The 22047-nt window shown below is 46.7% G+C and carries 36 protein-coding genes; 35 read left to right on the top strand and 1 reads right to left on the bottom strand.

The features are described 5' to 3' along the window. The first annotated feature begins 45 nt into the window (after positions 1–45). From rpsG to tuf, 3 genes are all read left to right on the top strand, one after another. A complete protein-coding gene (rpsG, locus tag PRIO_RS30230; RefSeq protein WP_020427074.1) occupies positions 46–516 on the top strand; it encodes a 30S ribosomal protein S7 in 471 nt (156 codons plus the stop codon). A 48-nt stretch (positions 517–564) separates the two neighbouring features. Further along, positions 565–2643 carry an elongation factor G gene (gene fusA, locus PRIO_RS30225; protein ID WP_020427073.1) on the top strand — a complete coding sequence of 693 codons (2079 nt, stop codon included), beginning with the start codon at positions 565–567 and terminating at the stop codon, positions 2641–2643. 108 nt (positions 2644–2751) lie between these two features. Then, the gene (gene tuf / locus PRIO_RS30220) at positions 2752–3942 is read left to right on the top strand and encodes an elongation factor Tu (RefSeq protein WP_020427072.1); all 1191 of its coding nucleotides are present in this window, start codon (positions 2752–2754) and stop codon (positions 3940–3942) included. Between the two features lie 154 nt (positions 3943–4096). On the opposite strand, the gene PRIO_RS30215 is transcribed toward tuf, so the two are convergent. Beyond that, entirely contained in the window at positions 4097–4438 is a 342-nt protein-coding gene (locus PRIO_RS30215) for a cupin domain-containing protein (protein WP_020427071.1), read from the bottom strand. Between the two features lie 291 nt (positions 4439–4729). On the opposite strand from PRIO_RS30215, the gene PRIO_RS30210 reads away from it, so the two are divergent. The 32 genes from PRIO_RS30210 (at position 4730) to PRIO_RS30060 (ending at position 22022) form a co-directional block, all read left to right on the top strand. Then, positions 4730–5440 (top strand): Crp/Fnr family transcriptional regulator, encoded by a 711-nt coding sequence (locus tag PRIO_RS30210; protein WP_020427070.1) that lies wholly within the window; start codon positions 4730–4732, stop codon positions 5438–5440. A gap of 209 nt (positions 5441–5649) precedes the next feature. Beyond that, positions 5650–7014 carry a protoglobin domain-containing protein gene (locus tag PRIO_RS30205; protein WP_081487121.1) on the top strand — a complete coding sequence of 455 codons (1365 nt, stop codon included), beginning with the start codon at positions 5650–5652 and terminating at the stop codon, positions 7012–7014. A gap of 256 nt (positions 7015–7270) precedes the next feature. Beyond that, positions 7271–7579 carry a 30S ribosomal protein S10 gene (gene rpsJ, locus PRIO_RS30200; RefSeq protein WP_006676490.1) on the top strand — a complete coding sequence of 103 codons (309 nt, stop codon included), beginning with the start codon at positions 7271–7273 and terminating at the stop codon, positions 7577–7579. 38 nt (positions 7580–7617) lie between these two features. Next, complete coding sequence (gene rplC / locus PRIO_RS30195; RefSeq protein ID WP_020427068.1) at positions 7618–8241, top strand: 50S ribosomal protein L3; 624 nt, start codon at positions 7618–7620, stop codon at positions 8239–8241. A gap of 25 nt (positions 8242–8266) precedes the next feature. Then, positions 8267–8890 carry a 50S ribosomal protein L4 gene (gene rplD / locus PRIO_RS30190; RefSeq protein ID WP_020427067.1) on the top strand — a complete coding sequence of 208 codons (624 nt, stop codon included), beginning with the start codon at positions 8267–8269 and terminating at the stop codon, positions 8888–8890. Beyond that, on the top strand, positions 8890–9183 hold the full coding sequence (rplW, locus tag PRIO_RS30185) for a 50S ribosomal protein L23 (RefSeq protein WP_020427066.1): 294 nt from the start codon (positions 8890–8892) through the stop codon (positions 9181–9183). The genes rplD and rplW overlap by 1 nt, the downstream gene beginning before the upstream one ends. Positions 9184–9210: 27 nt before the next feature. After that, on the top strand, positions 9211–10041 hold the full coding sequence (gene rplB / locus PRIO_RS30180) for a 50S ribosomal protein L2 (protein ID WP_020427065.1): 831 nt from the start codon (positions 9211–9213) through the stop codon (positions 10039–10041). 77 nt (positions 10042–10118) lie between these two features. Next, positions 10119–10397, top strand: a complete 279-nt coding sequence (gene rpsS / locus PRIO_RS30175) for a 30S ribosomal protein S19 (protein WP_019908227.1) — start codon at positions 10119–10121, stop codon at positions 10395–10397. Between the two features lie 31 nt (positions 10398–10428). Beyond that, entirely contained in the window at positions 10429–10761 is a 333-nt protein-coding gene (rplV, locus tag PRIO_RS30170; protein ID WP_019908228.1) for a 50S ribosomal protein L22, read from the top strand. Between the two features lie 13 nt (positions 10762–10774). After that, the gene (gene rpsC / locus PRIO_RS30165) at positions 10775–11440 is read left to right on the top strand and encodes a 30S ribosomal protein S3 (protein WP_019908229.1); all 666 of its coding nucleotides are present in this window, start codon (positions 10775–10777) and stop codon (positions 11438–11440) included. Positions 11441–11442: 2 nt separating this feature from the next. Continuing rightward, on the top strand, positions 11443–11877 hold the full coding sequence (gene rplP, locus PRIO_RS30160) for a 50S ribosomal protein L16 (protein ID WP_020427064.1): 435 nt from the start codon (positions 11443–11445) through the stop codon (positions 11875–11877). Further along, positions 11867–12064 carry a 50S ribosomal protein L29 gene (gene rpmC / locus PRIO_RS30155; RefSeq protein ID WP_019908232.1) on the top strand — a complete coding sequence of 66 codons (198 nt, stop codon included), beginning with the start codon at positions 11867–11869 and terminating at the stop codon, positions 12062–12064. Before rplP ends, rpmC begins: the two co-directional genes overlap by 11 nt. A gap of 43 nt (positions 12065–12107) precedes the next feature. Further along, positions 12108–12374, top strand: coding sequence for a 30S ribosomal protein S17 (rpsQ, locus tag PRIO_RS30150; protein ID WP_020427063.1), 267 nt, complete (start codon positions 12108–12110; stop codon positions 12372–12374). A gap of 39 nt (positions 12375–12413) precedes the next feature. Beyond that, positions 12414–12782: a 50S ribosomal protein L14 gene (gene rplN, locus PRIO_RS30145; protein WP_020427062.1), complete on the top strand. Its 369-nt coding sequence runs from the start codon at positions 12414–12416 to the stop codon at positions 12780–12782. A gap of 38 nt (positions 12783–12820) precedes the next feature. Next, on the top strand, positions 12821–13174 hold the full coding sequence (gene rplX / locus PRIO_RS30140; RefSeq protein WP_019908235.1) for a 50S ribosomal protein L24: 354 nt from the start codon (positions 12821–12823) through the stop codon (positions 13172–13174). A gap of 30 nt (positions 13175–13204) precedes the next feature. Beyond that, on the top strand, positions 13205–13747 hold the full coding sequence (rplE, locus tag PRIO_RS30135; RefSeq protein ID WP_020427061.1) for a 50S ribosomal protein L5: 543 nt from the start codon (positions 13205–13207) through the stop codon (positions 13745–13747). 48 nt (positions 13748–13795) lie between these two features. Then, positions 13796–13981: a type Z 30S ribosomal protein S14 gene (locus PRIO_RS35215; protein ID WP_036589425.1), complete on the top strand. Its 186-nt coding sequence runs from the start codon at positions 13796–13798 to the stop codon at positions 13979–13981. A 32-nt stretch (positions 13982–14013) separates the two neighbouring features. Next, positions 14014–14412 (top strand): 30S ribosomal protein S8, encoded by a 399-nt coding sequence (gene rpsH / locus PRIO_RS30130; protein ID WP_019908239.1) that lies wholly within the window; start codon positions 14014–14016, stop codon positions 14410–14412. Positions 14413–14442: 30 nt separating this feature from the next. Further along, positions 14443–14985 (top strand): 50S ribosomal protein L6, encoded by a 543-nt coding sequence (gene rplF / locus PRIO_RS30125; protein WP_020427060.1) that lies wholly within the window; start codon positions 14443–14445, stop codon positions 14983–14985. 84 nt (positions 14986–15069) lie between these two features. Continuing rightward, positions 15070–15438: a 50S ribosomal protein L18 gene (rplR, locus tag PRIO_RS30120; RefSeq protein ID WP_020427059.1), complete on the top strand. Its 369-nt coding sequence runs from the start codon at positions 15070–15072 to the stop codon at positions 15436–15438. 26 nt (positions 15439–15464) lie between these two features. Beyond that, positions 15465–15962, top strand: a complete 498-nt coding sequence (gene rpsE / locus PRIO_RS30115; RefSeq protein ID WP_019908242.1) for a 30S ribosomal protein S5 — start codon at positions 15465–15467, stop codon at positions 15960–15962. Positions 15963–15976: 14 nt separating this feature from the next. Next, positions 15977–16162, top strand: coding sequence for a 50S ribosomal protein L30 (gene rpmD / locus PRIO_RS30110; protein ID WP_019908243.1), 186 nt, complete (start codon positions 15977–15979; stop codon positions 16160–16162). Positions 16163–16202: 40 nt separating this feature from the next. Then, entirely contained in the window at positions 16203–16643 is a 441-nt protein-coding gene (gene rplO, locus PRIO_RS30105; RefSeq protein ID WP_020427058.1) for a 50S ribosomal protein L15, read from the top strand. Further along, entirely contained in the window at positions 16643–17941 is a 1299-nt protein-coding gene (secY, locus tag PRIO_RS30100) for a preprotein translocase subunit SecY (protein WP_020427057.1), read from the top strand. Before rplO ends, secY begins: the two co-directional genes overlap by 1 nt. A gap of 97 nt (positions 17942–18038) precedes the next feature. Then, entirely contained in the window at positions 18039–18683 is a 645-nt protein-coding gene (locus PRIO_RS30095) for an adenylate kinase (RefSeq protein WP_020427056.1), read from the top strand. 4 nt (positions 18684–18687) lie between these two features. Further along, positions 18688–19440 (top strand): type I methionyl aminopeptidase, encoded by a 753-nt coding sequence (map, locus tag PRIO_RS30090; protein ID WP_020427055.1) that lies wholly within the window; start codon positions 18688–18690, stop codon positions 19438–19440. Positions 19441–19449: 9 nt separating this feature from the next. Next, on the top strand, positions 19450–19758 hold the full coding sequence (locus PRIO_RS30085; RefSeq protein WP_020427054.1) for a KOW domain-containing RNA-binding protein: 309 nt from the start codon (positions 19450–19452) through the stop codon (positions 19756–19758). Positions 19759–19760: 2 nt separating this feature from the next. Further along, positions 19761–19976: a translation initiation factor IF-1 gene (gene infA, locus PRIO_RS30080; RefSeq protein ID WP_018753971.1), complete on the top strand. Its 216-nt coding sequence runs from the start codon at positions 19761–19763 to the stop codon at positions 19974–19976. Between the two features lie 53 nt (positions 19977–20029). Beyond that, positions 20030–20143 (top strand): 50S ribosomal protein L36, encoded by a 114-nt coding sequence (gene rpmJ, locus PRIO_RS30075; RefSeq protein ID WP_003322638.1) that lies wholly within the window; start codon positions 20030–20032, stop codon positions 20141–20143. Between the two features lie 19 nt (positions 20144–20162). Further along, positions 20163–20531, top strand: a complete 369-nt coding sequence (rpsM, locus tag PRIO_RS30070) for a 30S ribosomal protein S13 (protein WP_020427053.1) — start codon at positions 20163–20165, stop codon at positions 20529–20531. A 19-nt stretch (positions 20532–20550) separates the two neighbouring features. Next, entirely contained in the window at positions 20551–20946 is a 396-nt protein-coding gene (gene rpsK, locus PRIO_RS30065) for a 30S ribosomal protein S11 (RefSeq protein ID WP_020427052.1), read from the top strand. Positions 20947–21077: 131 nt separating this feature from the next. Further along, entirely contained in the window at positions 21078–22022 is a 945-nt protein-coding gene (locus PRIO_RS30060) for a DNA-directed RNA polymerase subunit alpha (protein WP_019908253.1), read from the top strand. Positions 22023–22047 lie beyond the last annotated feature (25 nt).

The raw sequence follows: 22047 nt of genomic DNA, 5'->3' as shown, positions 1-22047 counted from the left end.
GATTACAAGACCTGAATAATAAACATTTAAGAAAGGGGGATATCCATGCCACGCAAAGGTCCAGTTACTAAGAGAGATGTATTGCCAGATCCATTGTATAATAGCAAGTTGGTTACCCGTTTGATCAACCGTATTATGCTGGGTGGTAAAAGAGGTGTCGCTCAAAGCATTCTGTACAATTCGTTTAAATTGATCCAAGAACGTACTGGCAAAGAGCCGATGGAAGTTTTCGAAGCTGCCATCAAGAATATCATGCCGGTATTGGAAGTTAAAGCTCGTCGTGTCGGCGGTGCTAACTACCAGGTGCCTATCGAAGTTAAACCTGAGAGACGTACTGCTCTGGGATTACGTTGGCTCGTGAACTACTCACGCAACCGCGGCGAGAAGACTATGGAAGAGCGTTTGGCGGCTGAGATCATCGATGCTTCCAACAACACAGGCGCTTCCGTTAAGAAACGCGAAGACACGCACAAAATGGCTGAAGCGAACAAAGCGTTTGCTCACTACCGCTGGTAGGATCTAAAGCCGTTCAAATAACTTATATTTTGAAGGGAGACCCATTTCATGGCAAGAGAGTTCTCCTTGAAAAATACACGTAATATCGGGATCATGGCACATATTGATGCTGGTAAGACTACTACCACTGAGCGGATTCTATTCTACACAGGCCGTACGCACAAGATCGGTGAAGTTCACGAGGGTGCTGCTACAATGGACTGGATGGAACAAGAACAAGAGCGCGGAATCACCATTACTTCTGCCGCTACAACTGCTTCGTGGAAAGGTCACCGCATCAATATCATTGATACTCCGGGACACGTTGACTTCACTGTTGAAGTTGAACGTTCCCTTCGTGTATTGGATGGGGCAGTAGGCGTTTTCAGTGCGAAAGAGGGCGTTGAGCCTCAGTCTGAAACTGTATGGAGACAGGCTGACCGGTATGGTGTTCCCCGTATCGCATATGTCAACAAAATGGATATCATCGGCGCGGACTTCCTTAACGTTGTAGAAAGCATGCGTGACCGCTTGCAAGCCAATGCAGTTGCCATTCAACTGCCAATTGGCGCCGAAAACGACTTCGTTGGTATTATTGACCTGGTTGAGCAGAAAGCTCACATCTTCAAAGATGACCTGGGCCAAAACATCGAAGTAACGGACATTCCGGCTGATTATCTGGAACAAGTTGAGGAGCGCCGTCTCGAGCTGATCGAGAAGGTTGCAGAACTCGACGAAGATCTGACTATGAAGTACCTGGAAGGCGAAGAAATTACAGTTGATGAAATCAAGGCTGCACTGCGCAAAGGCGTATGTGAAGTTAAGATCTTCCCTGTAATTGTCGGATCCTCCTACCGCAACAAAGGTGTTCAGCTGATGATGGATGCTGTTGTTGATTACTTGCCATCTCCTCTGGATGTACCTGCTATTCAAGGTCATCTGGATGACGGTACTGAAGCGGTTCGCCACTCTTCGGATGAAGAACCATTCTCAGCACTGGCATTTAAAATCATGACTGACCCTTATGTCGGTAAACTTACGTTCTTCCGTGTATACTCCGGTATTCTGGAATCCGGTTCTTACGTAGTTAACGCTACCAAGAACAAACGTGAGCGCATCGGCCGTATCCTGCAGATGCATGCGAACAGCCGCCAAGAAATCTCCATCGTATATGCTGGTGATATCGCGGCAGCCGTTGGTCTGAAGGACACAAGCACCGGTGATACACTTTGCGACGAGAAACATCCGGTTATCCTGGAATCGATGAACTTCCCTGATCCGGTTATCGAAATCGCAGTTGAGCCAAAAACCAAAGCTGACCAAGATAAATTGGGCGTTGCTCTAGGTAAGCTGACTGAAGAGGATCCAACTCTTCGTGCGCATACTGATGAAGAAACTGGCCAAACCATCCTGGCAGGTATGGGTGAGCTTCACCTTGACATTATCATCGACCGCATGCGCCGCGAATTCAAGGTAGAAACCAACGTGGGTAAACCGCAGGTTGCTTACCGTGAAACATTCAAAGCACCAGCACGCGTCGAAGGTAAATTCGTTCGCCAATCCGGCGGTCGCGGTCAGTACGGTCACGTATGGGTTGAATTCGAACCTCTCGAACCAGGTACTGGCAGCCAATTCGAAAGTAAAGTTGTCGGTGGTTCCGTTCCTAGAGAATACATCGCTCCTGCACTTGCCGGTATTGAAGAGCAAATGAAAAACGGCGTTCTTGCAGGCTTCCCGCTTGTAGACGTTAAGGCTACCATCGTAGATGGTTCCTACCATGATGTTGACTCCAACGAAATGGCGTTCAAAATCGCCGGCTCGATGGCACTCAAAGCAGCCAAAGACAAGTGTAAGCCTGTCCTGCTTGAGCCAATCATGAAAGTGGAAGTAACTGTTCCTGAGGAATACATGGGCGATGTAATGGGTATGCTGAACTCCCGTCGCGGCAGAATCGAAGGTATGGATTCCCGTGGTGGAGCGCAGATTATCCGTGCGAAGGTGCCTCTTTCCGAAATGTTCGGTTATTCCACAACACTCCGTTCCGGTACTCAAGGACGCGGCGTATTCTCGATGGAACTTTCTCACTACGAAGAAGTGCCTAAGACTATCGCTGAAGAAATCGTCTCCAAGAACAAAGGCGCAGAGTAATCGCATTTTTTAACTTGCCGTCCGGATATCAAACTCAGTCATCTAAGAATTGCATGTAGGCGGGCGGCTCAAATATAAGGAACCCCACATTAAGGAGGAACTGTTCAAATGGCAAAGGCAAAGTTTGAACGTAACAAACCGCACGTTAACATCGGTACTATCGGTCACGTCGACCATGGTAAAACAACTCTGACTGCTGCAATCACTACTGTATTGTCCAAAAAATACGGTGGCGCTGCTGTAGCATTCGACCAGATCGACAAAGCTCCAGAAGAACGCGAACGTGGTATCACAATCTCCACAGCTCACGTTGAATATGAAACTCCTAACCGTCACTACGCACACGTAGACTGCCCTGGACACGCCGACTATGTTAAAAACATGATCACCGGCGCAGCGCAGATGGACGGAGCAATCCTGGTTGTATCCGCAGCTGACGGCCCTATGCCACAGACTCGCGAACACATCCTGTTGTCCCGCCAGGTAGGCGTTCCTTACATCGTCGTATTCCTGAACAAATGCGACATGGTTGAAGACGAAGAACTTCTGGAACTGGTTGAAATGGAAGTACGCGATCTGCTGAACGAATACGAATTCCCAGGTGATGATACTCCAATCATCCGTGGATCCGCTCGTGAAGCTCTGCAGAACCCTGATGGCGATTATGCACAGAAGATCGTTGAAATGTTCGAAACGATCGACACGTACATTCCGCTTCCAGAACGCGATACTGACAAGCCTTTCTTGATGCCTGTCGAAGACGTATTCTCCATCACTGGCCGCGGTACTGTGGCAACTGGCCGTGTAGAACGCGGAACAGTTAAAGTCGGAGAAGAAGTTGAAATCGTGGGTATCCACGAAGACAAGAAAAAATCCGTTGTTACGGGCGTTGAAATGTTCCGTAAATTGCTGGATTCCGCTCAAGCTGGTGACAACATCGGAGCCCTGCTGCGTGGTGTTGACCGCAACATGATCGAACGCGGACAAGTATTGGCTAAGCCAAACTCCGTTAACCCACACACTGAGTTCACTGCTCAGATCTACGTTCTGACTAAAGAAGAAGGCGGACGTCACAAACCATTCTTCACTGGTTACCGTCCACAGTTCTACTTCCGTACAACTGACGTAACTGGCATCATCAACCTGCCAGAAGGTACTGAAATGGTTATGCCTGGTGACAACATCACTGTAACCGTACAACTGATCTCCCCTATCGCTATTGAAGAAGGTACTAAATTCTCCATTCGCGAAGGCGGACGTACAGTTGGCGCCGGTACTGTTGCTTCCATCCAAAAATAATCCGGTTCTATCCGTTAGGATAGTTCTGAACCCAAGAACAGGGATTCTTCTAACGAAGAGTCCCTGTTTTTTCAAATTATAAGGATTTATATGTTTCCCGCTTGTATAAAAAACTCCACTTTCAAATAACTGAAAGCAGAGCTGCAAATGTATTTTAGATCTCCTTGGCGTACATGGGCGCAGGAGTCTTACTTAAGACAACATGCAAACTTGCGGGTTGATCACTGGTGTTAGTATAGGCAAAGGATTCATCACCGGCAATATGGAGAATATCTCCTTCCACAAAAGCATAATCCGCTTCGTTCACTTGGATGCTTCCTTTTCCTTTTAAGGCTAAGAGGTATACCTCGGCTCCAGGGTGCTTGTGGACAGGCAACTGCTGACCGGGCATAAAGTTAAGCACAAATACCAAGCTGTCGCCTTTTTGAAAAAGCACTCTCTTCGTAAAATGCTCCTCATGATACTGAATTGCTTCCGCTACTGTTTTTTTCTCCATGCTAATCCCTGCTTTCAATTATTTTTTTGCTGCAATTACAGCTTAACCTCATATTTACAATGTTCATGGCCGGTAGCATTACATTTGATCGCTTTTACGGCAACTCTTCGTCCCAATATTTTTGAGCTTCAGCTCCTTTAAGTTTCTATTTCTATACTCTGATTTTGCGGGAGAAAGAGATACTTTTCCTTGATGCAGATCAATTTTTCCGGAATATTGTGCGGCCAATCACTCGGGCTCCTTAGAATCCTTGTTATGGTGAAATAGCAGAGAAGAAAGGGAGGGAGAAAAATGATGAATTGCAATGCTTGTGAGTCATTATCTTGTGCCCGGGGGGTGCCGGTGTTTGAGAGTCTTTCGGACAAAGAACTGGAGATGATCGAAGCTATCATTGAATCCCATCATTATAATAGAGGCCAGCAGGTATTCAGAGAGGGCGAAGAGTCGGATTCATTGTTTGTGGTGAAAAACGGACTCATTAAATTGACCCAAAGTAATGAAGAGGGAAAGCAGCATGTGGTGAGATATCTTTTTCCGGGAGATTATTTCGGGCAGTTCGCGCTGCTGCACCATAAACGGAATAACTTTACTGCGGAGATTGTAGAAAGTGGAAGGGTATGCCGGTTGCGGCGTAAAGATTTTCTGCCTCTTTTAGAGCAAAATGCTTCCTTGGCGTTCAGTTTTTTGATGTCCATGAGCGAGCAGCTGCAGCAGGCAGAGGAGACAGCAGGCGTCATGCATATGTTTGAGGTGGAAACGCGGCTTGCAAGGCTGCTGGTAAAATTGACATATAGCAACAAAACAGAGCCGTTCTCTCCAACCCGAAACCAAGTGATTGAACTTCCTTCAGCAAAAAAGGAAATCGCAGCCATGATTGGAACTACCGCTGAAACCTTAAGCCGCAAGCTGCACAAATTAGAAGCCGGAAATATTATTGCTGTACGCAAAAGAAGTGTGGAAATTATCGATATGGAAGCCCTTTGCCAAATAGGAGGGTGCTGAGAGAGGAAGTTCCATATTGTTATATATAGAAAGTGATTTGAGCCTCATCAATGAAAAACTCCACCTTAACTTCGACATTTTCAGACAATAAACTGCGATACATTCCATATTAAGCGACAATTTTCTACAGAATAATATTTAAAATTCTTTACATCTCGCCGGCTTATAAGGTAGAATATTTCTATATAATAATGTAAATTATTAGAAATATGGGGGAGCTGGGTATGGAAAAAAGGCCGTTTTCTTTTAAACATGGATTTTCGTCACGCAATGCTGATAAGGAAGACCTCGCCGCCCCCTCAACTGTTAATAATGAAGGTTCATCTCTACCGCGAAGTTCCTTTTATACCCTTGAAGGCCATGATGAGTTGAATGAGCAAATGAAAATGATAGATTTATCTGTAGAAGATCTGAAGCTGCTGCAGCAAATGAAGCCAATCGTCGAGAAAGATATCGACTACATTACCGACCAGTTTTATCAGACGGTGCTGGGTGTGGATAAGCTGCAGACGATCATTCTGGAACACAGCAGTATAGAGCGGCTCAAAAAAACCTTGCGTGAGCATATTATCGAAATGTTTGAAGGTACTATTAATGAAGAATATATCGCCAAACGTCTGACTATTGCCAAAATACATAAGCGAGTTGGGCTTGAGCCCAAATGGTATCTTTCCGCTTTTCAGAATCTGCAAAATGTATTTATCACTGTCATCTACAATGAGACCGGTAAGGATAATGAACGGCTCAAAGTTGTTCAGACGGTAACCAAGCTGCTAAATCTGGAGCAACAGCTGGTTCTGGAAGCTTATGAGAAAGAAAATATCAGGGAGAAAGAAGAGCAGTATCTGGCAGTGAAAAATGAACTAAAGCAAAAAATTGCCGAATTCAGCGGCGAGCTAATAGATCTGAGCATTGATACCAATGCTGCTGTAGAGCAATTGGTTGCGAGCAGCAATGAAGTGAACGATACTTTCCGCCGTACGGCCGCATCTGCTTTGGAATCGCAAGGAATGGCCACAGAAGGTCATGGACATCTGGATAGTCTTACAGGACAGATTAACCTGATCTATGAGAGCACGCATGCTATGGAGCGCTCAGTGAATGAGCTAAGCAGCTCATCCAAGCAGATTCAAAAGATTGTGGCTGCAGTCCAGGATATAGCTGATCAGACTAAAATATTGTCGCTTAACGCCACCATCGAAGCAGCACGGGCAGGTGAGCATGGCAAAGGCTTCAGTGTAGTTGCCGGAGAGGTAAGCCGCCTGGCGGAGGATACGAAGAATACAGTTGTGCGAATTGGGGAGCTGACAGAGCAATCAGGGAGTCTCACGAGGCAGGTCGTTGAGGAAATCCGGAAAGTGCAGGAGCTGACCCAAAGCGGCAGGCTTCAATCCATAGAGACCAGTCAGCTTTTCAGCGACATTGTGAAATCCATGCAGGTTAGCACACAGGAGATAGTGACCGTAGAAGAAGAGATTAAAGTGTTGATTCAGACCATCGAAGGGATTGGATCAAGCACAGCACAAACAGCGGCATCTGCGGAGTACTTTAAGAAAGCTACAGATGATCTCTAAACCATAACAGTGTCCATTGCCCAATAACTTCTATAATAATAGAAAGAAAACAGTGCCTGAAAAAATTATGCACTGTTTTTCTGTTTTCACTTGCAATGTTACCGCCTATTATATATAATAATAAATGTTGTTCTGAGACGTTGCGATGATGTGAGAGGTTACTGACACACCCGGCCCCTTTGCCATGAGGCCGACGTCAGAAAATTTTCACGGAGTATGTCCGATAATAAATTGGGCGATAGAAGGAGGGACTAAAATGGCAAAGCAAAAAATTCGTATCCGCTTGAAAGCATACGACCACAGAATTCTTGATCAATCCGCAGAGAAAATCGTTGAAACAGCAAAACGTTCGGGTGCTGGTGTATCCGGGCCGATTCCGTTGCCAACTGAGAAACAAGTTATTACTATTCTCCGTGCGGTACACAAGTACAAGGATTCCCGTGAGCAGTTTGAAATGCGTACTCACAAACGTCTGATCGACATTGTGAATCCGACACCACAAACTGTGGATGCCTTGATGCGCTTGGATCTACCGTCCGGTGTAGATATCGAAATCAAATTGTAATATTACTAAGTAACTAGGAAAGAAAAGAGGTGTCAACATTGAAAGGTATCTTAGGAAAAAAACTCGGTATGACTCAAGTGTTTACTCCAGAAGGTAATGTAATTGCCGTTTCGGTTATCGAAGCTGGACCTTGTGTGGTACTGCAAAAGAAAGACCTGAATATCGACGGATATGAAGCAGTGCAGTTGGGCTTTTCCGACAAAAAGGAAAGTCGCTCCAACAAGCCTGAACAGGGTCACGCCAAAAAGGCAAATGCAACACCTAAGCGCTACGTTCGTGAAATTCGCGGTGTTGACCTCGGGGCTCTCGAGGTTGGACAAGAACTGAAGGCTGATATCTTCACTGAAGGCGAATTTGTTGACGTAACTGGCACTACTAAAGGTAAAGGTTTCCAAGGCGTTATCAAACGTTGGGGCCAAAGCCGCGGACCAATGGCTCACGGATCGCGTTATCACAGAAGACCGGGTTCCATGGGTTCCATTCAAGCTAACCGTGTTCCTAAGGGCAAACGCCTGCCAGGACATATGGGTCATACGACTGTAACGGTTCAAAGACTTGAAATCATCAAGGTAGACGTTGAACGTAACGTGCTGCTGGTTAAAGGCGCAATTCCGGGCCCTAAAAACAGCTTCGTGAAAGTTAAAGAAACCGTAAAGAAATAATTACTGAAGAAAGGAGGAACATGAAATGCCAAAAGTAACACTTTTTAATATCAGCGGTAGCGAAGTTGGTGAAGTTGAACTGAGCGAAACAGTATTCGGTATTGAACCGAATGTGCATGTCCTGCACGAAGCTGTGCTTATGCAGAGAGCTTCCCTGCGCCGTGGTACACACAAAGTAAAAGGACGTTCTGAAGTGCGTGGCGGCGGACGTAAGCCTTGGAAACAAAAAGGTACAGGTCGCGCTCGTCAAGGCTCCATCCGTTCTCCACAATGGAAAGGCGGCGGCGTTGTCTTCGGACCAACACCACGCAGCTATTCCTGGAAATTGCCTAAGAAGGTTCGCCGTTTGGCCATCAAATCCGCTTTGTCCTCGAAAGTTATCGGGAATGACATTATCGTATTGGATAGCCTGACCATGAATGCTCCGAAGACGAAAGAATTTGCAGCAATCCTGAACAACCTGAAAGTGGGCAGCAAAGCTCTGATCGTAGCTCCTAGCTATGACGATAATGTAGCTCTTTCCGCTCGTAACATCCCTGGGGTGAAATTCCTGGCGGCTGACGGCATCAATGTTCTTGACGTACTGACGTACGACAAACTGATTATCACTAAAGAAGCAGTTCAGAAGGTAGAGGAGGTGTTCGCGTAATGAAAGATCCTCGTGATATTATCAAACGTCCGGTGATTACGGAACGCACATCCGAATATATGAGCGAATTGAAGTACGCTTTTGAAGTGGATATCCGTGCTAACAAGACCGAAATCAAAAAAGCTGTTGAGGCTATTTTTAAAGTAAAAGTAGTTAGTGTGAACACAATGCGCGTACCCGGCAAGCTGAAACGTTACGGCAAATATTCCGGTTACACTCCGGAGTGGAAAAAAGCCATCGTTAAGCTTAGCCAGGACAGCAAGCCGCTTGAGTTTTTTGAAGCGGTAGAATAAATTCTGTGAAGTAAGGAGGGAAATATAGTGCCAATCAAAAAGTACAAACCGACCTCTCCGGCAAGACGCGCAATGTCCGTGTCTACGTTTGAAGAAATCACAACAAACCAGCCAGAGAAATCGTTGCTTGCGCCTCTGAGCAAAAAGGCAGGACGCAACAACCAAGGTAAAATTACGGTTCGTCACCATGGCGGCGGACATAAGCGTAAATACCGTATTATCGATTTCAAACGGACTAAAGACGGCATACCAGGTAGCGTTGCTACAATCGAGTATGACCCGAACCGTACATCGAACATTGCTTTGATCCACTATGCTGATGGAGAGAAACGTTATATCATTGCTCCTAAAGGCCTTAAAGTTGGGGATAAAGTAGAGTCGGGCCCTGCAGCCGATATCAAAATTGGTAACAGCCTTCCTCTGGAAAACATTCCGGTAGGTACAGTTATCCACAATATCGAGCTGAAGCCAGGCAAAGGCGGACAGCTGGTTCGCGCTGCTGGTACAGAAGCTCAACTGCTCGGTAAAGAAGAAAAATACGTTTCCGTTCGCCTGAACTCCGGTGAAGTACGCAGAATCCTCAGCGTATGCCGCGCAACGATCGGTTCCGTAGGTAACGAAGATCATGAATTGATCAAAATCGGTAAAGCCGGACGCAGTCGCTGGCTTGGCCAACGTCCAGAAGTGCGCGGTGTTGTCATGAACCCGAACGATCACCCACACGGTGGTGGTGAAGGCCGCGCTCCAATCGGACGGAAATCGCCTATGTCTCCTTGGGGCAAACCAACCCTCGGCTACAAAACGCGTAAGAAAAACAAGGCATCTGATAAATATATCGTTCGCCGCCGCACAAAATAAGACGCTTCTGGTAAGTTAGCTTAGCGCGAAGCGTCGATTCGCGGTTTTGAAGAACCGGATGAAGGGAGGATTCATACATGGGTCGCAGTTTAAAGAAGGGGCCGTTTATCGATGGCTACCTGCTGAAAAAAGTTGAGGAATTGAACGCGGCAGATAAGAAGGTCGTTGTTAAAACCTGGTCCCGTCGCTCAACTATTTTCCCTCAGTTTATCGGACATACGTTTGGTGTATATGACGGCCGCAAACACGTGCCTGTATACGTAACGGAAGATATGGTAGGGCACAAGTTGGGCGAGTTCGCGCCAACACGTACTTACAAAGGCCATGCGGGTGACGATAAGAAAACCAGAAGATAATTAAGGTCTTCGTTTGAGAGGAGGGACAACAATGGAAGCAAAAGCACATGCAAGATCGGTGCGGATTTCCGCTCGCAAAGCGAAACTGGTTGTTGACTTGATTCGCGGCAAGCAAGTGGGGGAAGCAATTGCAATTCTTCGCCACACTCCAAAATCCGCTTCTCCAGTAGTGGAGAAACTGCTTAACTCGGCAATTGCCAATGCTGAGCATAACTATTCTATGGACGTGAACAGTTTGTTCGTTAGCGAAGTTTTCGTTAACCAGGGTCCTACTATGAAACGTTTCCGTCCGCGCGCCATGGGCCGTGCAAGCCGGATCAATAAACGTACCAGCCACATTACTTTGGTGGTATCTGAGAAATAAGGAGGGATAACACGTGGGTCAAAAGGTAAATCCAGTCGGACTCCGAATCGGTATTATTCGCGATTGGGAATCTAAATGGTATGCAGGCAAAGATTTCGGTACTCTTTTAATGGAAGACGTCAAAATCCGGGAATACCTTAAAGGCAAGTTGAAGGATTCCTCTGTTTCCCGCATCGAGATTGAAAGAGCGGCAAGCCGGGTGAATGTTACAATTCACACTGCTAAACCAGGTATGGTAATTGGTAAAGGCGGAGCAGAAGTAGAAGTACTTCGCAGCGCAGTTACAACTATCGCTGGCGGCAAAAAAGTGCACATCAACATCAATGAAATCAAACACCCTGAACTGGATGCAATTCTGGTTGCTGAAAGTATTGCACAACAATTGGAACGTCGCGTATCGTTCCGTCGTGCACTGAAACAAGCAATTCAAAGAACTATGCGTTCCGGCGCAAAGGGAATTAAAACTCAAGTCGGCGGACGTCTTGGCGGCGCTGAGATTGCCCGTTCAGAAGGTTATAGCGAAGGAACAGTTCCACTTCATACGCTTCGTGCCGATATCGACTACGGAACGGCTGAAGCACATACAACTTACGGCCGTATCGGTGTAAAAGTATGGATCTACCGTGGAGAAGTTCTTCCCCCAGCTAAGAAACAAGCTGCTCAGGAAGGAGGCAACTAATCATGTTGGTACCAAAACGCGTTAAACACCGCAAGCAACAACGCGGTCACATGAAGGGTATGGCAAAAGGCGGTACTGAACTCAACTTCGGTGAATTCGGTCTGCAGGCTCTGGAGCCTTCTTGGATTACTAACCGTCAGATCGAAGCTGCACGTATTGCAATGACACGTTACATCAAACGTGGCGGTCAGGTTTGGATCAAGATTTTCCCAGATAAGCCTATTACTCAGAAGCCTCTTGAGGTTCGTATGGGTAGTGGTAAAGGTAACGTTGAGAAATGGGTAGCTGTAGTAAAACCGGGCAAGATTATGTTCGAACTCGGAGGCGTGTCGGAAGAAATCGCTCGTGAAGCGATGCGTCTTGCCGCTCACAAGCTGCCTGTAAAGACTAAGTTTGTGAAACGTGAAGAATTGGGTGGTGAAGCAAATGAAAGCTAATGAACTTCGCAACTTAACCACTGCCGAGATTGAACAGAAGATCGCTGGTTTCAAAGAAGAGCTCTTCAATCTCCGTTTTCAATTGGCAACTGGCCAACTGGATAACCCGACTCGGATTCGTGATGTGCGCAAGGAAATAGCTCGTGCTAAAACCGTTATCCATCAAAGAGTACTTGGGATCAGTTAAGTGACGGCGGATTCTTAATCCGTAATCAGGAAGGAGGCTAACTATGAGCGAAGAACGTAATGCACGTAAAGTGCTGATCGGTAAAGTAGTCAGCGACAAAATGGATAAAACCATCGTAATTGCTGTTGAAACCTATAAAAAGCACAATTTGTACCACAAACGCATCAAGTCCACGAAGAAATTCAAGGCACATGATGAAGAAAATGTTGCAAAAATCGGTGATATCGTGAAAGTCATGGAAACTCGTCCATTGTCCAAGGACAAACGCTGGAGACTGGTTGAAGTGGTAGAAGCAGCGGTTATCATCTAAGACGACCTATGAAGCTTGATCGGAAGGAGGAAATTAATAATGATTCAACCATTTACACGTTTGCATGTGGCTGACAACTCTGGTGCGAAGGAACTGATGTGTATCCGCGTACTGGGTGGTACTGGACGCCGTACAGCAGCAATCGGTGATCTGATCGTTTGTTCCGTTAAACAAGCAACACCAGGCGGCGTTGTCAAAAAGGGTGATGTTGTTAAAGCGGTAGTTGTACGTACCAAACGTTCGGTTCGCCGTAAAGATGGATCTTACATTTCATTCGATGAAAACGCAGCTGTTGTTGTTAAAGACGACAGAAGCCCGCGCGGAACACGTATCTTCGGACCAGTTGCTCGCGAACTTCGCGATAAAGACTACATGAAGATCGTTTCCTTGGCACCGGAAGTAATCTAAAGGGAATGTCCCAAAAAGCGTCATAGGAGGTGTAATAAATGCCTAGAGTGAAAAAAGTTCTGGAATCCCATAACAATAAACTGCACGTGAAAAAAGATGATGTGGTGCTTGTGATCAGCGGGAAAGACAAAGGTAAAAAAGGCCGTGTCATCGCTGCTTATCCTCGTGAAAACCGCGTCCTGGTAGAAGGCGTGAACATGGTGAAAAAACACCAGAAGCCGAACCAGCTGAATCCACAAGGTGGAATCATCGAGCAGGAAGCTTCGATTCATGTGTCTAACGTAATGCACATTGATCCGAAGAGCGGTAAGGTTACACGTATTGGTTACAAAGTGCTCGATAACGGTAAGAAGGTTCGGGTAGCTAAGAGATCCGGAGAGATTATCGACTAATACAGTCCCAAAGAAAGGAGGTAAAGCTTCATGGCGGCAAGAATGAAAGAACGTTTTCTGAATGAAATTACACCTGCTTTGATGCAGAAGTTCAACTATACAACTGTTATGCAAGTGCCTAAGATCGAGAAGATCGTCATCAACATGGGTGTGGGTGATGCTGTTCAAAACTCCAAGGTACTTGATGCTGCAGTAAACGATATGCAACTGATCGCTGGTCAAAAGCCGGTAATCACCAAAGCAAAAAAATCCATCGCCGGTTTCAAACTGCGCGAAAATATGCCGATCGGGGTTAAAGTAACACTGCGCGGAGACCGCATGTATTACTTCCTGGACAAATTGCTTAACGTAACTCTTCCACGCGTACGTGACTTCCGTGGGGTTTCGTCTAAATCATTTGACGGTCGCGGTAACTATACACTTGGTCTTAAGGATCAACTGATTTTTCCCGAAATCGAATATGATAAAGTAGACAAAGCACGCGGTATGGACATCGTTATCGTAACAACTGCTAAGACGGATGAGGAATCCCGCGAGCTTCTGACTCAGCTGGGAATGCCTTTCACAAAATAAGGACGGTTCATCCATTTCTCCGAAAATGTTTAGGAGGTGTCAGGCTAAGTGGCAAAAACTTCAATGAAAGTTAAACAACAACGCGAACCAAAGTTCAAAGTACGTGCATATACACGTTGCGAGCGTTGCGGTCGTCCACATTCGGTACTGCAAAAGTTCAAAATTTGCAGAATTTGTTTCCGTGAGTTAGCTTATAAAGGCCAGATTCCTGGCGTGAAAAAAGCAAGTTGGTAAGAAGTTTATAAACGGGAAGGAGGTTTACACAAATGACTATGTCTGATCCTATCGCAGATATGCTTACTCGTATTCGTAACGCCAACACTGTGCGTCACGAGACAGTAGAAATGCCTGCTTCGACAATGAAGAAACAAATCGCGGACATTCTGAAGCGTGAAGGTTTCATCCGTGATGCTGAATTCGTTGAAGACAGCAAACAAGGGATTATCCGTATCTTCTTGAAATACGGCCCGAACCAGGAGCGCGTTATCTCCGGTCTTAAAAGAATCAGTAAACCAGGCCTTCGCGTTTACACGAAGAGCAATGAAGTGCCTCGTGTACTCGGCGGTCTTGGAATCGCGATTATCTCCACATCTAAGGGAGTTATGACCGACAAGGAAGCTCGTCAGTCTAAATCGGGCGGAGAAGTTGTCTGCTACATTTGGTAATAAACGTCACAAGATAAGGAGGTGCAACACATGTCTCGTATTGGTCGCAAACCAATCGCAGTACCTAGCGGTGTAGATGTCACTTTGAACAACGCCGTTATTACAGTAAAAGGTCCTAAAGGCACTTTGACTCGTGAGCTTCATAAAGACATGAAGGTTACAGTTGAAAATAACGAAATCACCGTTGTTCGCCCGTCGGACAACAAATTGCATCGTTCACTTCACGGCACAACCCGCTCCGTTGTCAACAACATGGTTAGCGGTGTGACTGAAGGTTTCTCGAAATCTCTGGAGCTGGTTGGGGTCGGATATCGTGCAAGCAAATCCGGAGATAAAATCGTACTGAACGTTGGCTACTCCCATCCGGTAGAAATTACACCGGAAGCAGGCATCGAGTTCGAAGTTCCTGCGAACACCAAGATCATCGTTAAAGGGATCGACAAAGAACGTGTTGGCGCATATGCTGCCAAGATCCGTTCCGTACGCGAACCTGAGCCGTATAAAGGTAAAGGTATCAAATATGAAGGCGAGCGTATCATCCGCAAGGAAGGTAAAGCCGGTAAGAAGAAATAATCGGCTGAGCCTTAATTGTAAGATACCCCGTGCATCTTAAAGTGAAGCTGTTTACGGCAAACTGAAGGGAGTGAAAGGGAAGTCATGATTACAAAAGAGGATAAAAACAAGGCTCGTCTCAAAAGACACCTGCGTGTTCGCAAGAAAATTCAGGGAACTGCTGAGCGTCCGCGTTTGAACGTGTTCCGTTCTTCGAAACACATCTACGCTCAACTGATCGATGACGTGACAGGTGTTACAATCGTATCTGCCTCGACACTGGATAAAGATCTGAGCGCTACTATCGGGAATGGCGGCAGCGTTGAAGCTGCAGGCAAAGTGGGTCAATTGATCGCTGAGCGCGCCAAAGAAAAAGGACATACTGTGGTTGTATTTGACCGCGGAGGGTATTTGTACCATGGACGGATTCAGGCTTTGGCTGACGCAGCTCGCGAAGCTGGTCTTGAATTCTAGAATATTTCTAAAAGGAGGTTAACGACTTGCGTATAGATCCGAACAGTTTAGAGCTGACAGAAAGAGTTGTACACATCAACCGTGTAGCAAAAGTTGTAAAAGGCGGACGCCGTTTCAGCTTTAGCGCACTTGTTGTTGTGGGCGACGGCAACGGCTATGTCGGTGCAGGTATCGGTAAAGCCGGCGAAGTTCCGGATGCCATCCGTAAAGGCATTGAAGACGCCAAGAAAAACCTGATCCACATTCCAATCGTAGGAACTTCGATTCCCCATCTGGTTACTGGACATTTCGGCGCAGGACGCGTGCTGCTGAAACCAGCATCGGAAGGTACTGGCGTTATTGCCGGCGGTCCTGTTCGTGCGGTATTGGAATTGGCAGGCGTTGGCGACATTTTGACAAAATCTTTGGGTTCTTCGAATTCCATGAACATGGTCAATGCAACTCTGGAGGGACTTTCCCGCCTGAAACGCATTGAAGAGGTCGCGAAGCTTCGCGGCAAATCTGTCGAAGAATTGCGCGGTTAAGGAGGGGAACGTCAATGGCAAAATTGCAAATCACCCTCGTACGCAGCGTGATTGGACGTCCGGAAACACAACGTGTTACTGTTAAGACGCTCGGCCTGCGTAAAACCAACTCGTCCGTAGTTCACAATGATACTCCTGCAATTCGCGGGATGATCAACAAAGTGAGCCACTTGTTATCCGTTACTGAAATTGAAGGCTAAACGCCTCTCATAAATTAACAAAAATAAGGAGGTGCAAACGATGAAGTTACATGAACTTGCTCCAGCTCCTGGCTCACGCAAAGAACGCAACCGCGTTGGCCGTGGTCCAAGTAGCGGGAACGGTAAAACTTCCGGCCGCGGTCATAAAGGGCAAAACTCCCGTTCCGGCGGCGGTGTTCGTCCGGGCTTCGAGGGTGGACAGAATCCACTCTATCGTCGTCTGCCTAAACGTGGTTTCATCAATCCTACCCGTAAAGAGTATGCGATTGTGAACCTGGAAGATCTGAACAGCTTTGCTGAAGGAACAGAAGTGACTCCACAGTTGCTGATTGAAACTGGTGTTGTTAAGAATTCCAAAAGCGGCATTAAGATTCTCGGTAATGGCGAACTGGCCGTTAAATTGACTGTACAAGCAAATAAGTTCTCTCAATCTGCGGTAGAGAAAATCGAGGCTGCCGGCGGTAAAACCGAGGTGATCTAATGTTCAAGACGCTTAAGAATATATGGCATATTGAAGATTTGCGCAAAAAGATCCTGTTTACCCTGTTCGTTCTGATCATTTACCGCATCGGTTCTTTTGTACCGGTTCCTGGTGTGAACAAAGAAGTACTGGAATCAACAAATCAGGGCGGCGAAGCTTTGATGGGTCTTTTGAACACCTTCTCGGGCGGAGCGCTCAAAAACTTCTCAATCTTTGCGATCAGTATTTACCCGTACATTACGGCATCCATCATCGTGCAATTGCTCTCGATGGATGTTGTCCCTAAGTTTGCCGAATGGGCTAAACAAGGGGAGCACGGGAAAAAGCAACTGGCGCAAATTACCCGTTACGGCACCGTAGTACTCGGTCTGATTCAAGCTTTTGCTACATCGATCGGGTTTAACCGGATATATGGAACTGAGATGATTCCAAATGCAACCTTTGCGGATTACCTGCTTATCGCGATCATATTGACGGCGGGAACATCGTTCTTGATGTGGCTGGGTGAGCAGATAACAGAAAAGGGAATAGGAAACGGGATTTCGATCCTGATTTTTGCGGGCATCGTCGCCGCCATCCCGGGATATATTACCACTACGGCACAGTCAAGCTTTATTCAGCCGGATCAGGTGTTCCTGAATATTCTTAAAGTCGTTATTATACTGATCGTGATTGTAGCGATTATTACAGGGGTTATCTTTGTACAGCAAGGTATCCGGAAAATCCCTGTACAATACGCTAAACGAGTGGTCGGTAACAAAATGTACGGTGGACAGAATACACATATCCCGCTTAAGATTAATGCGGCAGGTGTAATTCCGGTTATCTTCGCCGTTTCGCTACTTCAATTTCCGATTGTAATCTCGAGCTTTTGGTCAACTCATGAATGGGCTAAATGGGTCACCAACAATCTTGCTCATGATAAGCCGCTAGGCATGGTTCTTTATGTGATCATGATCATCGGATTTACGTTCTTCTATACGTTTGTTCAGATGAATCCCCAGCAAATGGCTGACAACATGAAAAAGAATGGTGGTTACATCCCAGGAATCCGTCCAGGTAAGGCAACTGAGAAGTATTTAACCAGAGTGATGTCACGCCTGACGATGTCCGGTGCACTGTTTCTGGCTGTAATCTCTATCCTGCCTGTATTGTTCGGTTCTTTGTCCGGGTTGCCTCGGCAGGTACAGATTGGTGGTACAGCCCTGCTGATCGTAGTCGGTGTTGCACTGGATACGATGAAGCAGATCGAGAGCCAACTGATCAAACGCCATTACAAAGGCTTCATCAATAAATAGTCGATAGGTTCCGGAGAAGCATGAACTCACTGACTTTCCGGCACCTATTGTGCTGTTTCTTGCTTGGTGGCGAACTTTTGGGGGGAGAAGAGAAATCGTGAACATTTTATTCATGGGCCCTCCTGGGGCAGGCAAGGGGACACAGGCAGCTGTAGTTGTAAAAGAGCTTGGTATTCCTCATATTTCGACGGGAGATGCCTTCCGCTTGGCAATCAAGCAAGGTACACCTGTTGGATTGAAGGCCAAATCTTATATCGATCAAGGCTTGCTTGTACCTGATGATGTGACCATTGGAATTGTTGAAGAACGGCTGCAGCAGTCCGATTGCGAAAAAGGTTTTTTATTGGATGGCTTTCCAAGAACCCTTTCGCAAGCGGAAGCGCTGGAAGATATCTTGAGCCGCTTGAATCGTTCGCTGGATCATGTAATCAACTTGAATGTGGACCGTGGACTGCTGATGGCGCGTCTTACCGGGCGCCGGATCTGTACCGTCTGCGGAACATCCTACCATTTAATTTTCAACCCGCCGAAGCAGGAAGGCATTTGCGACATTGATGGCGGTGCATTGTATCAACGTCCGGATGACAACGAAGAGAGCGTAGGCAAGCGCCTGGACGAGTATGATAATAAGACAGCGCCTTTGCTTACGTTTTATGACAATAAAGGTCTTTTGCGTCAGGTGAACGGGGAAAACGAAATCAATGTCGTTACTTCCGAAATCGTATCTTTGCTGCGGGGTTAATGTAATGATCATTTGTAAATCCGAACAGGAACTTGCCTTTATGAGGGAAGCTGGTCGAATTGTTGCCGAGAGTCACCGGCTGATTGCTGAGGCTATTGAGCCAGGCATTACGACTGGAGAACTCGACAGAATCGCCGATCAATACATTCGCAGTCAAGGTGCTGTGCCGTCTTTCAAAGGTTACAACGGTTTTCCTGCCAGCATTTGCGCTTCAGTCAACGAACAATTGGTGCACGGATTTCCGGGTAAGCGTAAACTGATCGAAGGCGATATTGTTACGCTGGATATTGGTGCAGAGTACCGCGGTTATCACGGTGATTCCGCCTGGACCTACGGTGTGGGCAGCATTTCCGAAGAAGCCCAGCGTTTGCTGGACGTCACGGAAGGCTCCTTGTACGCAGGACTGGCGTTAGTCAAACCGGATGTGCGCTTGTTTACAATCTCCCACGCCATTCAGCAATACATCGAGGATGCCGGGTTCTCCGTCGTGCGCGAGTATGTTGGCCATGGCATTGGGGCAGAACTGCATGAAGAACCGCAAATTCCGAATTATGGCATAGCGGACCGCGGACCACGTCTGAAGCCGGGTATGGTACTCGCGATTGAGCCGATGGTGAACGCAGGGGACAGATATGTCAGAACGCTGGAAGATAACTGGACGGTCGTTACGGTAGACGGTTCATTGTGTGCTCACTTTGAACATACAGTAGCTGTTACACCGGACGGCATGGAAATTTTCACAAAACTGAATGCGTAGGTGATCTTCATGAATATTGGGAGCAGCCCGCAGATTGGTCAAATCGTGAGAATTCTCAAAGGCAAGGATGCCGGAGAGGCTGCCGTTGTTATCGCAGTTGTGGATAGCAGATTTGTATATATTGCAGATGGGGACAAACGCAAGTTTGATGCGCCGAAGAAGAAGAATATTCAGCATTTGGAGCTCATACCCTTCATCTGCAGTGAGATTGTAGACAGTTTGGAAGAAACCGGCCGGGTGACGAACGGAAAACTGCGTTTTGCAGTCATGAAGTACGGTAAGCCTGCTGGAAAAAGTGCTAATGAGAAAGGAGACTAACTGTGGCTAAGGAAGATGTCATTGAAGTGGAAGGTACGGTCATTGAGCCGTTGCCGAATGCAACGTTTAAGGTAGAGCTTGAGAACGGTCATCAAATACTTGCCCATGTGTCCGGGAAATTGCGGATGCACTTTATCCGTATCCTAACCGGGGACAAAGTGGTCGTGCAGTTATCGCCTTATGATTTGTCTAAAGGCCGTATAACTTACCGTAAATAGATGGGAACTACAACAAAAGTTTTGCTTCGCAAAACTTTGAGGAGGTAATTAACATGAAGGTAAGACCTTCTGTAAAGCCCATTTGCGAAAAATGCAAAGTCATCCGCCGCAAAGGGACTGTTATGGTAATTTGCGAAAATCCGAAACACAAACAAAAACAAGGTTAAGAAGGGGGTGTAGCGTAAAATGGCTCGTATAGCTGGAGTGGATTTGCCACGTGATAAACGCGTTGAGATCGCCTTGACTTATATTTTCGGAATCGGTAAAACGACTTCCCAGAAAATTTTGAATGAAACAGGCATTGACGTTAACACACGTGTCCGTGATTTGACGGAAGATGAAGTCAGCAAATTGCGTGAAATGATCGACAAGTCAGTGAAGGTTGAAGGTGACCTGCGTCGTGAAATTTCCTTGAATATTAAACGTCTTACTGAGATCGGCTGCTACCGCGGTGTTCGCCACCGTCGTGGATTGCCTGTTCGCGGTCAACGTACCAAAACAAATGCCCGTACCCGGAAAGGCCCGCGTCGTACGGTAGCAAACAAAAAGAAATAAGAAGGGGTGATAAGAGACAATGGCTAAACCGAAAAAAGTCGTACGTACCAAACGTCGCGACCGTAAAAATATCGAGAGCGGCGTGGCACATATTCGTTCCACGTTCAACAACACTATCGTTACGATCACGGATCCTCACGGAAATGCAATTTCCTGGGCAAGCTCCGGCGGTCAAGGATTTAAAGGTTCCCGTAAGTCGACTCCATTTGCAGCGCAAATGGCAGCCGAAACTGCTGCTAAAGCAGCTATGGAACACGGCATGAAGTCCGTTGAAGTTATGGTTAAAGGACCGGGCGCGGGCCGCGAAGCAGCCATCCGTTCCCTTCAGGCCGCTGGCCTTGAAGTAAACCTCATTAAAGACGTAACTCCGGTTCCTCACAATGGATGCCGTCCGCCGAAACGTCGCCGCGTATAATGAAATCAGAATTGTGATTGTGGTATAATTCTGACGCATCTGCTAATAATAGGTGTTTAGGCATACTACATGATGCACCTGATGGGGTGACAGTTTCATATAGGAGCGACGTTTGAAGGAGGGGTACACTCGTGATAGAAATCGAAAAGCCGAAGATTGAGACCGTAGAAGCCAATGATGAAGGAACCTATGGGAAATTCGTAGTTGAACCGCTGGAACGTGGATATGGCACGACTCTGGGGAACTCGCTTCGCCGGATCCTGCTTTCCTCCCTGCCGGGAGCCGCAGTGACTTCGGTCCAAATTGACGGCGTTCTGCATGAGTTCTCGACCGTTCCTGGCGTAATGGAAGATGTGACGGAGATCATTCTGAACCTTAAAGCTCTTTCCCTGAAGATTCATTCAGATGAAGAGAAAGTGTTCGAGATTGATGCTGAAGGTGAAGGCATCGTTACCGCAGGTGATATCCGTGCGGACAGCGATGTTGAGATCCTGAACCCGGATCTTCATATTGCAACGCTGGGACCTGGCGCGAGACTTCACATGCGAATTTTTGCAGGCCGTGGCCGCGGTTACGTCCAAGCGGACCGTAACAAACGCGAAGATCAGCCCATCGGCGTTATTCCGGTGGATTCCATCTATACGCCTATCTCCCGTGTGAATTACGGCATCGACAACACTCGTGTCGGTCAAGTGACCAACTACGACAAGCTGACGATGGAAATTTGGACGGATGGCAGTATTAGACCGGAAGAGGCTGTAAGCCTGGGAGCCAAAATTTTGAACGAGCACCTCGTTTTGTTCGTAGGTCTTACGGATGAAGCGAAAGACGCCGAAATTATGGTGGAAAAAGAAGAAGACAAAAAAGAAAAAGTGCTTGAGATGACAATCGAAGAGCTGGATCTTTCTGTTCGTTCTTACAACTGCCTCAAACGTGCCGGTATTAATACCGTACAGGAGCTGACTACGAAAACGGAAGAAGATATGATGAAGGTCCGCAACCTGGGCCGCAAATCTTTGGAAGAAGTTCAAGAGAAGCTTGAGGAACTGGGACTGGGACTCCGTACAGAAGAATAGCTGGCAGATTGCTTGAGTAAAGGAG

The organism is Paenibacillus riograndensis SBR5 (assembly GCF_000981585.1).
GTDB classification, from domain to species: domain Bacteria; phylum Bacillota; class Bacilli; order Paenibacillales; family Paenibacillaceae; genus Paenibacillus_AQ; species Paenibacillus_AQ riograndensis.
The sequence above is the reverse complement of the archived record's forward strand: the minus strand, read 5'-3'. Positions and strand labels throughout refer to the sequence as shown.

Bases quoted from the DNA above. Each gene is read 5' to 3' on its own strand.
- rpsG (WP_020427074.1), top strand. From the start codon at position 46: ATGCCACGCAAAGGTCCAGTTACTAAGAGAGATGTATTGCCAGATCCA.
- fusA (WP_020427073.1), top strand. From the start codon at position 565: ATGGCAAGAGAGTTCTCCTTGAAAAATACACGTAATATCGGGATCATG.
- tuf (WP_020427072.1), top strand. From the start codon at position 2,752: ATGGCAAAGGCAAAGTTTGAACGTAACAAACCGCACGTTAACATCGGT.
- PRIO_RS30215 (WP_020427071.1), bottom strand. From the start codon at position 4,438: ATGGAGAAAAAAACAGTAGCGGAAGCAATTCAGTATCATGAGGAGCAT.
- PRIO_RS30210 (WP_020427070.1), top strand. From the start codon at position 4,730: ATGATGAATTGCAATGCTTGTGAGTCATTATCTTGTGCCCGGGGGGTG.
- PRIO_RS30205 (WP_081487121.1), top strand. From the start codon at position 5,650: ATGGGGGAGCTGGGTATGGAAAAAAGGCCGTTTTCTTTTAAACATGGA.
- rpsJ (WP_006676490.1), top strand. From the start codon at position 7,271: ATGGCAAAGCAAAAAATTCGTATCCGCTTGAAAGCATACGACCACAGA.
- rplD (WP_020427067.1), top strand. From the start codon at position 8,267: ATGCCAAAAGTAACACTTTTTAATATCAGCGGTAGCGAAGTTGGTGAA.
- rplW (WP_020427066.1), top strand. From the start codon at position 8,890: ATGAAAGATCCTCGTGATATTATCAAACGTCCGGTGATTACGGAACGC.
- rpsS (WP_019908227.1), top strand. From the start codon at position 10,119: ATGGGTCGCAGTTTAAAGAAGGGGCCGTTTATCGATGGCTACCTGCTG.
- rplV (WP_019908228.1), top strand. From the start codon at position 10,429: ATGGAAGCAAAAGCACATGCAAGATCGGTGCGGATTTCCGCTCGCAAA.
- rplP (WP_020427064.1), top strand. From the start codon at position 11,443: ATGTTGGTACCAAAACGCGTTAAACACCGCAAGCAACAACGCGGTCAC.
- rpmC (WP_019908232.1), top strand. From the start codon at position 11,867: ATGAAAGCTAATGAACTTCGCAACTTAACCACTGCCGAGATTGAACAG.
- rpsQ (WP_020427063.1), top strand. From the start codon at position 12,108: ATGAGCGAAGAACGTAATGCACGTAAAGTGCTGATCGGTAAAGTAGTC.
- rplN (WP_020427062.1), top strand. From the start codon at position 12,414: ATGATTCAACCATTTACACGTTTGCATGTGGCTGACAACTCTGGTGCG.
- rplX (WP_019908235.1), top strand. From the start codon at position 12,821: ATGCCTAGAGTGAAAAAAGTTCTGGAATCCCATAACAATAAACTGCAC.
- rplE (WP_020427061.1), top strand. From the start codon at position 13,205: ATGGCGGCAAGAATGAAAGAACGTTTTCTGAATGAAATTACACCTGCT.
- rpsH (WP_019908239.1), top strand. From the start codon at position 14,014: ATGACTATGTCTGATCCTATCGCAGATATGCTTACTCGTATTCGTAAC.
- rplF (WP_020427060.1), top strand. From the start codon at position 14,443: ATGTCTCGTATTGGTCGCAAACCAATCGCAGTACCTAGCGGTGTAGAT.
- rplR (WP_020427059.1), top strand. From the start codon at position 15,070: ATGATTACAAAAGAGGATAAAAACAAGGCTCGTCTCAAAAGACACCTG.
- rpmD (WP_019908243.1), top strand. From the start codon at position 15,977: ATGGCAAAATTGCAAATCACCCTCGTACGCAGCGTGATTGGACGTCCG.
- rplO (WP_020427058.1), top strand. From the start codon at position 16,203: ATGAAGTTACATGAACTTGCTCCAGCTCCTGGCTCACGCAAAGAACGC.
- secY (WP_020427057.1), top strand. From the start codon at position 16,643: ATGTTCAAGACGCTTAAGAATATATGGCATATTGAAGATTTGCGCAAA.
- map (WP_020427055.1), top strand. From the start codon at position 18,688: ATGATCATTTGTAAATCCGAACAGGAACTTGCCTTTATGAGGGAAGCT.
- PRIO_RS30085 (WP_020427054.1), top strand. From the start codon at position 19,450: ATGAATATTGGGAGCAGCCCGCAGATTGGTCAAATCGTGAGAATTCTC.
- rpmJ (WP_003322638.1), top strand. From the start codon at position 20,030: ATGAAGGTAAGACCTTCTGTAAAGCCCATTTGCGAAAAATGCAAAGTC.
- rpsM (WP_020427053.1), top strand. From the start codon at position 20,163: ATGGCTCGTATAGCTGGAGTGGATTTGCCACGTGATAAACGCGTTGAG.
- rpsK (WP_020427052.1), top strand. From the start codon at position 20,551: ATGGCTAAACCGAAAAAAGTCGTACGTACCAAACGTCGCGACCGTAAA.